The organism is Idiomarina piscisalsi (assembly GCF_002211765.1).
Taxonomy (GTDB): Bacteria; Pseudomonadota; Gammaproteobacteria; order Enterobacterales; family Alteromonadaceae; genus Idiomarina; species Idiomarina piscisalsi_A.
The window spans coordinates 990,369-1,003,110 of sequence record NZ_CP022133.1; the positions used below are offsets into that span (position 1 = coordinate 990,369).

General features: G+C 46.2%; 13 protein-coding genes and 1 other RNA gene. 10 read left to right on the forward strand and 4 right to left on the reverse strand.

Features of this window, described 5'->3' with window-relative positions; translation table 11 throughout:
* Positions 1-23: 23 nt before the first annotated feature.
* Entirely contained in the window at positions 24-677 is a 654-nt protein-coding gene (elbB, locus tag CEW91_RS04770) for an isoprenoid biosynthesis glyoxalase ElbB (RefSeq protein ID WP_088767896.1), read from the forward strand.
* 108 nt (positions 678-785) lie between these two features.
* Positions 786-1,145, forward strand: a transfer-messenger RNA (tmRNA) gene (ssrA, locus tag CEW91_RS04775).
* Between the two features lie 70 nt (positions 1,146-1,215).
* On the opposite strand, the gene CEW91_RS04780 is transcribed toward ssrA, so the two are convergent.
* Positions 1,216-1,422, reverse strand: a complete 207-nt coding sequence (locus CEW91_RS04780) for a hypothetical protein (RefSeq protein WP_088767897.1) — start codon at positions 1,420-1,422, stop codon at positions 1,216-1,218.
* Between the two features lie 229 nt (positions 1,423-1,651).
* Between CEW91_RS04780 and CEW91_RS04785 the strand changes: the two genes are divergently transcribed.
* The 3 genes from CEW91_RS04785 (at position 1,652) to CEW91_RS04795 (ending at position 4,626) form a co-directional block, all read left to right on the forward strand.
* A complete protein-coding gene (locus CEW91_RS04785) occupies positions 1,652-2,383 on the forward strand; it encodes a PepSY domain-containing protein (protein ID WP_088767898.1) in 732 nt (243 codons plus the stop codon).
* Positions 2,383-4,023 (forward strand): FAD-binding oxidoreductase, encoded by a 1,641-nt coding sequence (locus CEW91_RS04790; RefSeq protein ID WP_232507029.1) that lies wholly within the window; start codon positions 2,383-2,385, stop codon positions 4,021-4,023. The genes CEW91_RS04785 and CEW91_RS04790 overlap by 1 nt, the downstream gene beginning before the upstream one ends.
* A gap of 84 nt (positions 4,024-4,107) precedes the next feature.
* Positions 4,108-4,626 (forward strand): DUF1543 domain-containing protein, encoded by a 519-nt coding sequence (locus CEW91_RS04795; protein ID WP_088767900.1) that lies wholly within the window; start codon positions 4,108-4,110, stop codon positions 4,624-4,626.
* A gap of 330 nt (positions 4,627-4,956) precedes the next feature.
* On the opposite strand, the gene CEW91_RS04805 is transcribed toward CEW91_RS04795, so the two are convergent.
* Complete coding sequence (locus tag CEW91_RS04805) at positions 4,957-5,757, reverse strand: NAD-dependent protein deacetylase (protein ID WP_088767902.1); 801 nt, start codon at positions 5,755-5,757, stop codon at positions 4,957-4,959.
* Positions 5,758-5,834: 77 nt separating this feature from the next.
* On the opposite strand from CEW91_RS04805, the gene CEW91_RS04810 reads away from it, so the two are divergent.
* Positions 5,835-6,050 carry a DUF1653 domain-containing protein gene (locus tag CEW91_RS04810; protein WP_088767903.1) on the forward strand — a complete coding sequence of 72 codons (216 nt, stop codon included), beginning with the start codon at positions 5,835-5,837 and terminating at the stop codon, positions 6,048-6,050.
* 33 nt (positions 6,051-6,083) lie between these two features.
* Here CEW91_RS04810 and CEW91_RS04815 read toward each other — a convergent pair whose 3' ends face one another.
* Positions 6,084-7,463, reverse strand: coding sequence for a M24 family metallopeptidase (locus CEW91_RS04815; protein ID WP_088767904.1), 1,380 nt, complete (start codon positions 7,461-7,463; stop codon positions 6,084-6,086).
* Between the two features lie 96 nt (positions 7,464-7,559).
* On the opposite strand from CEW91_RS04815, the gene CEW91_RS04820 reads away from it, so the two are divergent.
* From CEW91_RS04820 to CEW91_RS04830, 3 genes are all read left to right on the forward strand, one after another.
* Positions 7,560-8,774: a putative manganese transporter gene (locus CEW91_RS04820; RefSeq protein ID WP_232507030.1), complete on the forward strand. Its 1,215-nt coding sequence runs from the start codon at positions 7,560-7,562 to the stop codon at positions 8,772-8,774.
* A 117-nt stretch (positions 8,775-8,891) separates the two neighbouring features.
* The gene (locus CEW91_RS04825; RefSeq protein ID WP_088767906.1) at positions 8,892-11,270 is read left to right on the forward strand and encodes a TonB-dependent receptor domain-containing protein; all 2,379 of its coding nucleotides are present in this window, start codon (positions 8,892-8,894) and stop codon (positions 11,268-11,270) included.
* A gap of 120 nt (positions 11,271-11,390) precedes the next feature.
* A complete protein-coding gene (locus CEW91_RS04830) occupies positions 11,391-11,765 on the forward strand; it encodes a YchJ family protein (protein WP_088767907.1) in 375 nt (124 codons plus the stop codon).
* Positions 11,766-11,773: 8 nt separating this feature from the next.
* Here the strand turns inward: CEW91_RS04830 and CEW91_RS04835 are convergent, their stop codons facing one another.
* Positions 11,774-12,244, reverse strand: a complete 471-nt coding sequence (locus tag CEW91_RS04835; protein ID WP_232507031.1) for a DUF4199 domain-containing protein — start codon at positions 12,242-12,244, stop codon at positions 11,774-11,776.
* Between the two features lie 96 nt (positions 12,245-12,340).
* Here CEW91_RS04835 and CEW91_RS12350 point away from each other — a divergent pair, with 96 nt between their 5' ends.
* Positions 12,341-12,739 carry a hypothetical protein gene (locus CEW91_RS12350; RefSeq protein ID WP_198400886.1) on the forward strand — a complete coding sequence of 133 codons (399 nt, stop codon included), beginning with the start codon at positions 12,341-12,343 and terminating at the stop codon, positions 12,737-12,739.
* The last annotated feature ends 3 nt before the right edge of the window (positions 12,740-12,742 follow it).

Below are 12,742 nucleotides of genomic sequence, written 5' to 3' on the forward strand. Positions count from 1 at the left end.
CTGACGTTTAAGTAGAGGTTTTTATGAAAAAAGTAGCGGTACTATTGTCAGGTTGCGGTGTGTTTGACGGCGCTGAAGTGAATGAAGCGGTATTAACTCTGTTGCACCTTACCAAGCAAGGTGCTGCTTATCAGTGTTTCGCTCCCGACGTCGAGCAAATGCACACCATTAATCATTTGAAAGGCGAAGAAAGTGGCGACAAACGTAATGTACTGGAAGAAGCCGCACGCATTGCTCGAGGAGAGGTGAAACCATTAAGCGAACTGGATGCATCGGAATTTGATGCCTTGATGTTACCGGGGGGCTTTGGTGTTGCGAAGAACTTTTGTGATTTTGCAGTGAACGGGGCTGAAATGACCGTTAACGAGCAAGTTCTTAAAGTTGGTAAAGCCTTTGTTGATGCAGAGAAGCCTGCGGGCTATATGTGCATTGCGCCTGTTTTACTGCCACATATTTATGGCAGCGGTGTGAAAGTGACTGTGGGGAATGACCAAGAAGTCGCTGGCGCAATTAATACAATGGGTGGCGAACATGTTGACTGTGGCGTGCGCGATATCGTGGTGGACGACAAGCACAAACTGGTGACAACACCGGCATATATGTTGGCAGACAACTTAGCGGATGCGGAAGAGGGCATTCGCAAATTGGTAGAAAAAGTGCTTTATATGGCCGCTTAAGGTATGAAAGCCTAATAATTCACCGTTTAAGCGCGGAACTTATAGCGCTTAAACGGTGTCTGAGTTATAGTATCGACATTACGTCATTAAGAACTGACAGAAAACTTTGGGGCTGATCAGGATTCGACGGGATACACGAAACCCAAGGTGCATGCCGAGGTGAGGCTGGCCTCGTAAAAAGCCTCAACGTTATAGTTGCAAACGACGACAACTACGCTCTAGCGGCTTAATAACCCGCTAAGCCCGTCCCCCAGCGCTTTGTCTACGAGACTGGATCAGGACGGCTCGACCTAAGGTAGACTCGCGTGGATGCTTTGTCCGGAGCTGAAGCGTTAAATTCAATCGGACTCACCTATGAACGAAGCCTGTTAGTCGGCGTCGCATAGGTTAAACAAAAGACTGACTAAGCATGTAGGACCGAGGATGTAGGTATTGCGGACGCGGGTTCAACTCCCGCCAGCTCCACCAATTCCATAAAAAGCCGCTCATCTGAGCGGCTTTTTCTTTTCCTCACACAGCCACCGGTTAAGGGCTGACTTTATTCGTCAATTGAATTGAGTTTCCAGGGCCCAAACGCAATAAAGTACAGCAAAACGATATTGGCAAAGGGGATTAAAATTAACAGCCCAAGGGGACCGGGGTAACCAATACGTTGGCATATTTTCCAGGCAGGAATGACAAAAACAATCCCCACAATGAGCATCCACAGAAAGCCCATATTAGTAAACATATTGTGATCCATCATAAAACCGCCTTGTTTGACAGGGTTCATAATGACGGTAGACTAAGTTCGCTCATGTTGCAAAAAAGTAAACGGTTTGTGCCGAACTGAGTGTTATTGGTTTTCTCTCTCACGATAATGACCACTTAGGAAAACTGATTCTTAGAAACAACTGCCTGCTCTATTCAGGTAACGCAAGTAACGTGCGCTATTTGAGAGGACTTTTAGCTATTTCATATTACTGAGGCGGGATATGGCGCAAAAGAAACGTTCAAGTCGCTGGCGAGTTTGGCACCGTTGGTTGTCTTTAATTTTTGGCGTACAGATGGTCGTTTGGGCACTAAGCGGTGCTTACATGGTGTTCTTTGACTTGGATTATATCCATGGTGATCATCTGGTTCAGGATATTAGTCAACCTTTGCCTGAACATACCCATATTGCGAGCCTCGATGAGTTGTTCGCCACCTACCCTGAGACGCGCTCGGTTTCCCTTGAAACCCGCTGGCTCGACAATACACTACAGACGGTTTACAAGCTGGAAACGGCCAAAGGCTCGTTGTTGGTCAACGCCGAGTCGTTGCGGCTTATTGAGTTGAATGAGCAGCACATTAAAGCGCTTGCCAATCGTTATTACGCTCCAGAGCAAGCGAATATTGAATCGGTTGTTTATATGACTGATAACCCGCCTACGGAAATTAGTGAAAAACTGCTGCCGGTGTGGCAAGTCAATTATGACGACTTTGGTAATACCAGCCTTTATCTGTCAGAAACGACGGGAGACTTGTTGGTCAAGCGACACAATTTCTGGCGTGGCTTCGATATCGCCTGGATGTTGCACATTATGGACTATGAAGAGCGTGTGGATATAGAAACCTGGTGGTTAAAAGGCTTTATTATTGGCACGTTCATTCTGATGGTAACGGGTATTGTTTTACTGGTTTATGCCATTAGCTTTAAACGAACGCCGGCCGGAGGTTCCCAATAATGCGATTTATGCAGTGGCTGCATCGTTGGGTCAGTCTTATTCTGGTCGTTCAGGTTGTATTGTGGTTAATCAGTGGTTTCTTTTTTGCGCTAACCGGGCATCAAGGCATGTCTGGACATCAATATATGGTGCCTCAAAAAACGTTTACTGAACTGAGGAAAGTGGCAGCAAAAGTCGACTTTGAAGAAATAAAACAATGGTTTCCAAATGCTCATTCTGTTGAGTTGGTTAGTGTAGCCGGGGTTGGTCAGTATCAGGTGACATTACCGGATGATGTTATTTACATTGATGCAAACACTGGAGACTACTGGAGTACCGATGAAGCGCTGGCAACGCGATTGGCACTTCTCAGTTACAGTGGACCAGGCTCGGTTGAATCTGTTGAGCGGGTAACCGGTAGTAATGAAGTCAATGGATGGACTGATCCGGGCTTTCGTATCAATATGGCGGATGATCTCAATACGCGAATATACGTTGATATGGCGTCTGCTCAGGTGGTTGAGCATCGAAATACCCCGTGGACGATTGCTGATTGGGCTTTCCGTTTGCATTTTATGGACTACAGCGGTGGTCGTAGCTTCAACCATTTATTGATTTGGAGTGCAGGGTTATTGGCGCTTTGGTTTTCGTTATCAGGGCTGATATTACTTGGACGTAACCTTATTAATGGCGACTTCAACCCCGGGCGCAAGAAGACGTGGCTTGAGCAATTTCAACAGCAAGGGCACCCGGTTGCCAGCAGTTGTGGTGGTGGCGGCACGTGTGGGCTTTGTAAAGTAACGTTGAAAGGCGATAACCTTCCTGAGCCAAATGACTCTGAGACTGCGTTGCTGAACCGTGACGAACTGAACGCCGGCGTGAGGCTGTCCTGCCAACACAAAGTTTCTACGGCATACAGTGTTGAGTTGGCTGATAAAGCGGTGAGTGACACTCGCTTAACATTAGTCAACAAGCGGCAACTAACACCATCGATTGTTGAGCTGACGTTTACCAGCCCCGGGAATCTTACCTACCATGCGGGACAGTTTATGCAGTTTCGTATTCCACACCTAAATGAGGTGTTGATACGACATTATTCGATGGCAACGCGCCCAGACTTAAACAAGCTTGTCTTTAACGTACGGCAAATGACATCTCCTCAAGAGGGCGTTCCCCCCGGAGTTGGTTCTAATTATTTATGCCATTTAGAAGTGGGAGCCAATGTTGATGCGACTGGGCCCTTCGGTGACTTCCAGTTGACTGAACAGAATAATAATACTCAAGTGTTTATTGGCGGTGGTGCCGGCATTGCTCCCTTACGTTCGCTTATTCAGGCGGAGCAGGCGAAACAGCAGCCGCGGCACAGTGTCTTTTTCTACGGAGCCCGAAATGAGGATGAATTGTGCTACCGGGATGAGTTTGAGGCTTATGATGGTGTTGCTTATACACCAGTGCTTTCGGAGACAACTAAAGCCGATGGGTGGTCAGGTAAAACAGGCTTTATACACGAAGCTGCTTTGGCTTGGCTTGCCAATGAGAACCTTAATGCAGTAGATGTTTATGTCTGCGGACCACCGCCAATGCTTAAGGCTACGCTCAAAGCGCTTACCGATATCGGCATTAATCGCAGTCGTATCCGTTTCGATGATTTTGGAATTTAACGTGATAGAACTCTCGTGGATTGGTTTGGGCTCCGTTACTTTGTATAAAACCGATGAATTACTGCAACAGATAAGAAACGTCTCATGAAAAAACTCTATTTAACCTATGTTGGCGGCACTGCTCCCGGCGCGAATATTGAGCTACATGATGTTCGTTTTGTTGTGGGGGAAGCTATTGAGCATACCTATTCGGCCATTCGAGCAGGCTGGTTCGGTACGCAAAAAGGTTTGCATCTGGATAGCTATGTTCAGTTGCATCATGTCGATGGTTATCGTATTGAACTTGCACAAGAGCGACAATTGGATTGCGCTAAAAAGCTTTATTTCGTGAATTTTGGTGGCTACTTTGACGGTAAGTTGGCGGAGTTTCATGATTTTACTGTTGTTGTGGCCGAATCTATTCAAGCGGCTAAACAGCAAGCTAAAGCTCAGGTGCTTAACAGAGGGTTAGCTGGTGCGGAACAATTGCATAAAGATGACTTGATAGCTGTCGACGATTGCCTGTGTCTCGATCTTATCGATAGTCACTACATTCACTTGTACCACGACGGCAAAAACCAGCCTTTGGTTCCTGACTGGAAAGGTTATCAGCCGCTTCCGTGATGAGTGTATTAAATGACATAGGTATTACTGTTCGAGCCTTTTATGACGATGGTTTTTCCACACGTGATAAACCAACGAAATGGTGAAAGCTGTGGCAAAGTGTAAAACGCCGGCGTGTCCCCAGGTAAACTCCCCAGTTTGAAAGTAAGCGACGAACATAGCGGCAACTGAGTAACCACCAACCAAAATCAGTGTAAAGTATAGTGTAGAGAGTACCGGGTTATTGTCTGAAAGCATAAGGTCTATCGCTTAGGTTCTTTTAGTCTATATAGGGTAAGTTAATAAACTCGTAGGTATAAAATCAAGTTGTGCTCGCTTTTTATGACCTTTTTACACCAATACACGCTCAATATCGTCATCTATTTTAAATGTAGCTAGGTCGTCAGCGCGGGTTTTACCGCGCGTTAAAATGGCAATGGGTTGATTATTTTCAGCGGCCTGGCGGGCAAAGCGATAACCCGAAAATACCATTAATGATGAGCCTATAACCAATAACCCTCCGCTGTCAGCTAGCGCCTGTTTTGCTTCTGCAACTCGAGTTTTAGGTACGGTGTCGCCAAAATACACGACGTCCGGCTTTAAAATACCGCCGCACTTTAAGCAGTCGGCTATTTGGAAGGTTGAAAAGTCGGTTTCAATGTCTGCGTCGCCGTCGGGTAGGGCGGAGGCATCCATTTCTGCGAACTCTGGATTCAGTGCCAGACAGCGTTCGTGCATTTCCAAACGAGGCGATTGCGCACCACAGCTCATGCAAATCATGTCATTCGCGTAGCCGTGTAAATTTATCACGTCAGTGGCTCCGGCTCTTTGGTGTAAGCCATCTACATTTTGAGTAATGATAATGCCAATTAAGCCTTCCCTCTGCATCTTAGCTAATGCCAAGTGTGAGTCATTTGGCTGCGCATTATAAAGCACCGGCCAACCATGTAATGCGCGCGCCCAGTAACGCTTGCGCAGTAGCTCGTTGGTCATGAAGTCGCGATGCTGCATAGGCGGGGCACTTTTCCAGTTGCCGTTACTGTCACGGTAGTCAGGAATACCCGAAGCGGTACTTAAGCCTGCACCTGTTAGTACGGTTACTGGTTTATTTTTAGATAGAAACTGAAGAAGTGTTTGTTTATTTGACGCCATTACTTCAACTTGCAGCTTGTTGTTAGAGTGAAAGCCTATATGATCATAAAAAACAAAGAAACCTAACTGACAAAGATATGACAGTAACCCCAGGTATTTACGAACACTACAAAGGCAACCGTTACCGAGTGATAGACACGGTAACGCACAGTGAAACCGAGGAAACGCTGGTACTGTATCAGCCGCTGTATGGTGAACAAAAACTATGGGTAAGACCTTATGAAATGTTCACCGAGTCGGTAGATGTTAATGGTATAGAAAAGCCGCGTTTCCAACTTATTGAAAAAGCCTAAGGCTGCTATGACATGCAACCTTAGGCGATACATTCAGCGTATTAAGTGCCAACGTGTCTGGCGACCGGCGCTGTAAATAACGGTCTCTCCATCAAAGAACGCCGTTTGTTCCAGCATAATTTGAACGGTTTGGTTGTCCCATTCTGGGACGCTTTGCTTGATATTGCCTTCAATCGCATACGCGGTGTTAGCATACATTGCCCAGTCGCCACGAATAGCCGTTGGGCCTTGGTTGTCCCACATGCCAATAGTCGGTCCGGGCGCATGTCCGAAGAAGCCAATAGGGTGGGTGTAGGTGCTGCTTTTTATTTCTTCTTTTAAACTCGTGGCTTGCGTTGCGGCAAGTATTTCATTACCACTCCGGCCAACAGCAAACTGCTCAGTGAGTATGTCCTGCCATTTATTACCTGTGGCTAAAGCGTTCTTTAGACCCTGAGGAGCACTGTCTTCATTTAACTTCAACACGTAAGCCATCTCCTGCGTATCAGTACACATTGATAAATAACAAATACCCACATCGGTATGGAGCACATCGCCACGCTCAATAACGCCCTTGCCGTTACTGCAGAATGGCATGTCGTCACTGCATTCATTGCCTTCGCGCTGGAACGTCACATAGGGCATAAACCAAGCATCAAGGCCTAGCTCTTCAAATCGTTGACGAATATACCAGGCAACATCGTCTGTGTGTGTCACATCCGGTGTAATCACCTTTGAGCTAAAAGCTTCGGCAATAACTCCACGGGCGAGTGATACCGCGGTACTGAGAGTGCTGGCTTCTTTTTGAGTTCGAGTTTCAACCCAACGTACGACAAGCTGCTCTGCTGACGTTAGCCGTTGGTGATAGTCTTCCGGTAATACCTCAATAAGGCGTTGATGAAGCCCTTTTGTTAAACCGTCAGCAACTGGCCAGTCTCGGGATACATTTATGCCAATACGTTTAGGGTCTTTGTTCACAATAAGCTGTGCAAGGGCGTTCCATTGCTGGCTTAAGTCGCCACCCGACCAGGCGGACTCATAAGGCTCACCGAACGGATAAGTATTAACGGAAAGCTTTTCAACCTCCCCGCTTTCCAAACGATTAAATACAAGCATGGTCGTACGTCTGGCTGCAAAGGTCGGTTGTGGTACTAAAGTGAAGTAGACAGGATCTTCAGCGTACTCACGATTAATGACCAACCACATATCAAGGCCAGCTTCTTTCATCAGTTCGGGGAGTAGTTGGTCAAGCCTATTAATGGTCATTTCATTAACAGGGGAAACTCGGTCGCGGTGGGGGATCACCTGAAACAGGTCTGCTGACTGAATGACCCGTCCCTGACTAATTTCGGGCTTTAACGCAGCGTTGCTATTGAACGAAAACAACAGAAGGCACGTACTGAATAAAGAAATTAGCGATGAGAATTTGAGCATAGCATCGTTCCATTTTTATTATTGTTCGTTTGTCAGTTTGGCATAACCTGCTAAATTGTGCAGTTCAAATATGGTTGTGGGGTATTGGCTGGACTAATGGATTCAAAATTAAAATTTAACGAGCTCATGATGGAGTGCAAGGAAGGTCAGCTTAAGCCGAACCTACGTATCATCCTTCCTATTCTGCTTGCCATTTTGTTGCTTGTGCCTGTTACTCGTGCGGTGACACTTCAAGTGTTGTCGGACGCGTTTTTGCAGGTGTCGGTGTTTGTCTTTGCGTCGCTGGCGTTGTATTACAGTTTAACTCGCAACCTCGATAAAGAGCGTTTAGCCAGTTATATGCAACGGCATCCATTACAGGAAGTTGCTATAGCAGCGTTACTGGGCGCGTTACCCGGCTGTGGCGGCGCGATTATTGTCGTAACACAGTTCACTCGCGGTTTGACAAGTTTTGGTGCGGTCGTTGCTGTGTTAACTAGTACTATGGGCGATGCTGCGTTTTTACTGCTGGCACAAAAACCTACCGATGCGTTACTTATTGTCGCAATAAGTTTGGTGATTGGAACCATCAGTGGGTATATCGTTAATCTGTTTCATAAAGGAAAAACCGACTGGCTGCTGAGTAAAGGGGCTTCTGAGAGCAAAGAAAGCCTATGCGGACCCGAACCAAGCAGAACCCGCAAAACCGTGCTGCGCTGGTCTGTGCGCTTTTGGAAAATTATTTTTATACCCGCACTTATCGGGGCAGTAGCGGTTGCACTTCAACTTGAGCTTAACGAGCCGTTAAACTTACCCTCTAATACGGTTGAGACCATTGCCGCAACAGTGACTTTTCTTATCTTGGTGTTATGGGCGTTTACGTCCGATCTCACCGGCTATTCGGCAATAACTAGCGAAGAGCCCACGACACATCATGAGGGTTGGCTGAATAAATCGGTTCTGGATACTCAATTTGTAACCGGCTGGGTGGTGCTCGCATTTTTAGCGTTTGAATTGCCGGTGAAGTTGTTGGGAGTTGACCTCGCCGGGCTATTCGAGTCTTGGGGATCGGTAGTTATATTGATGGCTGTACTTATTGGTTTTTTACCGGGGTGTGGTCCCCAAATACTCGTGACAAGCCTGTACATAAATGGGTCTATTCCATTTTCGGCCCAACTTGGTAATGCCATAAGTAACGACGGCGATGCGCTTTTTCCTGCCATAGCTTTAGCCCCGAAAGCAGCACTTTTGGCAACGGTATACTCGGCCATACCAGCATTTATAGCAGCGTATAGCTATTACTTTCTGTTTGAGGAAGCCTTGTTACTTTAAGGTATCTGGAAATAGTTATTAGAAATTATAGATAAAAATAAGAATAATTCGCATTTACTATTTTAAGTCCCCTGAGTATGATGAGCGCCGCTAAAACATACAAAAGGGGATGAACACATGAAAAGGTTTCTGCCGAGTGCTGTTGCACTTTCTCTCGCTGCTACTTTCTCGCACGGCGCTATCGCCGAAACCGCAGCTATAAACATGGACGATATTGAGCGTATGGTAATTACGGCGTCAGGTTTTGAGCAAAAGCTAACTGAGGCGCCCGCCAGCATTTCTGTCATTACAAATGAAGATCTGCGCTTGCGCTCATTTACCTCTTTGCTTGATGCGGTGAAATTCCAGGAAGGTGTTGATATTGGTGTGTCTCGTGATAAAACAGATCAGGGCAGCATCAGTATGCGAGGGCTAACTGGCGAGTACACTCTCATACTGGTCGACGGAGTGCGGCAAAACAATCATGGTGATATTTATCCGAATAATTTTGGCGGCAATGCGTTCAATCATATTCCGCCACTGACTGCAATTGATAGAATTGAGGTGATAAGAGGCCCGGCATCGACATTATACGGAGCCGATGCGCTAGGTGGTGTTATTAACGTCATTACTAAGAAACATGCCAACGAATGGAATGGCTCAATTAGCTTTGGTCGCAGCTTACAAACCGACGATGATTTCGGCGATGACTTTACCACTGACTTTCATGTTAGTGGACCTATTATTAAAGACGTTTTGACTATGGGTATTCGTGGTAGTCTCTATGACCAGCAGGCGTCTAACCCTGAGTTCGAGCCAGCAGTAGACCCCAACGGCACCGTTCATGTACGTCAACTCGGTTTCGGCAGCGGCGGCCGTACTGTTGACAATACCGACGAGCATTACGGCTTTTCGTTGTCATTTACGCCTGCTGAAAACCAAAATCTGAAGTTCAATTTTGACGACTCGCATCAGTCGTATGACAACACGCCAAGCTATGACTTAGAAACCGGTACTATTACTTATCCGCTGGGAACAAAAGACAGTATTGAGTCACTGTGGCAGGATCGTGGAGGAAATGTCGCACCAAGAGCTGGCTATGCTCAAAATCAATCTTATGACCGCACCTGGTGGTCATTAATTCACGACGCTGAATGGTCGTTTGGTAGTAGTTTATTCTCAGTGTCGCATGTTGATACGCAAAATAATGGTCGGACATTACCGCTAAGCGTCGACGAGCGTTTGAGACTGCAGGAAATGTATGACGGTACAGGTGAATACGAAGGGCTCACTGAGCAAGAGCGGCGTCAAATTGCGGAAGATACTTTCCTGCCACGTCCGGCTCGACCTTTAGAAAGCAGTCAGTATACGGTTGACGTGCGCTTTGATATTCCTGTTGAAAATGTTGCGGGGCATCACAACCTGGTTGTTGGCGGTCAGCTTATTGACGGCGAGCTAAAAGATGGTGTTTTTGGCTTGGAAAACGGAAATGCTGGCGCTATTCAAGAGCAAAAAATGTACTCTCTTTTTGTTGAAGATAACTGGATGCCTATTGCTGATTTTACTCTAACCGGTGGTGTGCGTTATGACGAGCACGATGTTTTTGGTAGTCAGGTGTCTCCCCGGTTATACGCCGTTTATAACGTGTCACGAAGCTGGGTAGTGAAGGGCGGCGTGAGTACCGGTTATAAAACACCTAAAACAACTGACCTGTACGACGGAGTAACGGGTTTTGGCGGGCAAGGAACGATTCCTTTCGCCGGCAATCCGAATCTTGAGCCTGAAACCAGTGTTAACTCTGAAATCGCCTTGTACTGGAACTCTCAACAGGCTGATCACAACTTCAACATTACCTACTTCAATACTCAGTTTGAAGACAAAATTGGGCGTGGTGATACGGTTCCTAGTTGCGATATTACTGGTGGCGAGCGTCCTTGCGTTAACTTAGGCGATTATCAGGCGTTGGGTTATGACTCGTTTAGTCAGGTTATCAATATTGATGAAGTCGATTTGCAAGGCGTTGAAGTCGCCGGACGTTATGCCATTAGTCAGTTTTGGACGGTTCGGGGTAACTACACCTGGACGGACAGTGAGCAGGTAACGGGCAGCCAGGCTGGTCAGCCATTAACTAACACAGCGGAACACATGGCTAACCTTTGGTTAGAGTGGCAAGCCGCAGATGACTTGAACATTTATCTGCAGGGAGAAATTCGTTCAGATCGCTATCGAGGCTATGACGCAGTGCTTGAAGAACAGCAGTACTATGAAAACTATAGCCTATTGAACTTGGGACTAAGTTACCAACTGAATGACTATACCCAGGTAAACTTGCGTGTGAATAATTTGCTCGATCGCGACTTTACAACCTATTCAACGACCTACACCGACTTAAACGGCGACGGTGAATATGAGTACGTCACGGGACGTGGCGCAGTGAGTGAAGTTGTTTTTACTGATGACTATAACGTCAAAGATAAAGCCCGTAATTTATGGATGGGGGTGACGGTTACTTTCTAGAAAAGCCTCAGACGAGACGATAGCGCCGGATCTTAAGTTCGGCGCTTCGTTGCCTATGATTCTAATAGATGATAAAACGGAGCTTCTCAACCCTTCTTGGAAAACAGCTAGGCGTAAAGGATGACAGACGAACAGTGTCCATGTGGCAGCGGGAATAGCTATGCGCAGTGTTGTGAAAAACTTCACAATGGTCATTCAGTTGCTCAAACCCCAGAGCAACTCATGCGCTCGCGTTATTGTGCCTTTGTAAAACAGCTTACCAATTATCTACTGAAAACCTGGCATCCCAGTACATGTCCCATGTCGCTTGACTTATCGGACTCACCTGATTGGCTAAAATTACAAGTCATGTCTTCTGAACAAACAGGTGATAAAGGCAAAGTACACTTCCGGGCGTTTTATAAAGAGGGCGCTGACGTAGGGTTTATGGAAGAGCATTCCGACTTTGTGCGCGAGCAAGGCCGCTGGTTTTATCTAAGTGACAAGGTGAAATAACGACGCCCTTAAGAGCGTCGTTTTAGAAAGAAAGCCACAATAGCGGCGGTGATAGCACCCATCACCAAGGCGCCGATAGCTGACTGCATCATGTACGATGTCAGGTTAAAATACTTTTCAGCTTGAGTCTCGCTCATCATGCCAGATGCAATGGCGTGGCTTTTCATATTTGGAAAGAACTGCGGCGAAATAACATAGTGAACCAATAATTGCACAGCGGGCGATAGCACCGCCACCACAACCGCAATTTTTAAACCGCTAATAAAACCTTGTAACCATGTCATTTCCTGATTGGGTAATGACGCTCTTTTATCGCGTAACGCAATGATATAAATGACAATGGCCACCACGGCAAACACGTTGGTAAATATCGCGTGATACTCGATATTATGAGTGTGTAAGCCTGTTAGCCTCTCAATGATCAGCCACAAAATAATCGCTGCAACGAAAATTAAGCCCCATTTTATTTCTTTCATCATTTCGACCTTGGTTTTGATTGTTGTTTCGTGTGTTTTGATAATAGCATTTGTTCAAAATAGTTGTTAGATTTACGAAAAAGACAACGGTTGATTATTTTGGAAAGACGAAAAGACGATCGCCGGCTGCGGCGGCATGAAAAGCTGACGACAGCTCTATTGGTCAAAATCAGTATCTGGGCAATTTCCCTTGTCGTTATTGCTTCTGCAATTACGTTCCTGACAACTTATAGTAATGCTCGGGAACGGGTAATACACCTGCTGCAACAAGACTTATCTCCAACGCTTGAACGCAACCAGGCCTTATTCAAGCGTATTGAAAGTAACGCGAATATTTTAGCGGAAGAGTTTCTTTCTCAATATCAACTGATGAAAAGTAACGAATCCACCAATGAGTGGTTTAATCAATGGTATCAGGAGACATCGCCGGGTGTTTTTCGGCTAAAGCCGGCTTTTAACCGGGGGTATCGTTTAATGGGGACTACTTTGAATCGTTAAGTG

Excerpts from the sequence above, each read along its gene's own strand:
- elbB (WP_088767896.1), top strand. The coding sequence starts at position 24 with ATGAAAAAAGTAGCGGTACTATTGTCAGGTTGCGGTGTGTTTGACGGC.
- CEW91_RS04805 (WP_088767902.1), bottom strand. The coding sequence starts at position 5,757 with ATGGCGTCAAATAAACAAACACTTCTTCAGTTTCTATCTAAAAATAAA.
- CEW91_RS04825 (WP_088767906.1), top strand. The coding sequence starts at position 8,892 with ATGAAAAGGTTTCTGCCGAGTGCTGTTGCACTTTCTCTCGCTGCTACT.
- CEW91_RS04815 (WP_088767904.1), bottom strand. The coding sequence starts at position 7,463 with ATGCTCAAATTCTCATCGCTAATTTCTTTATTCAGTACGTGCCTTCTG.
- CEW91_RS04795 (WP_088767900.1), top strand. The coding sequence starts at position 4,108 with ATGAAAAAACTCTATTTAACCTATGTTGGCGGCACTGCTCCCGGCGCG.
- CEW91_RS04830 (WP_088767907.1), top strand. The coding sequence starts at position 11,391 with ATGACAGACGAACAGTGTCCATGTGGCAGCGGGAATAGCTATGCGCAG.
- CEW91_RS04810 (WP_088767903.1), top strand. The coding sequence starts at position 5,835 with ATGACAGTAACCCCAGGTATTTACGAACACTACAAAGGCAACCGTTAC.
- CEW91_RS04820 (WP_232507030.1), top strand. The coding sequence starts at position 7,560 with ATGGATTCAAAATTAAAATTTAACGAGCTCATGATGGAGTGCAAGGAA.
- CEW91_RS04785 (WP_088767898.1), top strand. The coding sequence starts at position 1,652 with ATGGCGCAAAAGAAACGTTCAAGTCGCTGGCGAGTTTGGCACCGTTGG.
- CEW91_RS04790 (WP_232507029.1), top strand. The coding sequence starts at position 2,383 with ATGCGATTTATGCAGTGGCTGCATCGTTGGGTCAGTCTTATTCTGGTC.
- CEW91_RS04780 (WP_088767897.1), bottom strand. The coding sequence starts at position 1,422 with ATGATGGATCACAATATGTTTACTAATATGGGCTTTCTGTGGATGCTC.
- CEW91_RS04835 (WP_232507031.1), bottom strand. The coding sequence starts at position 12,244 with ATGATGAAAGAAATAAAATGGGGCTTAATTTTCGTTGCAGCGATTATT.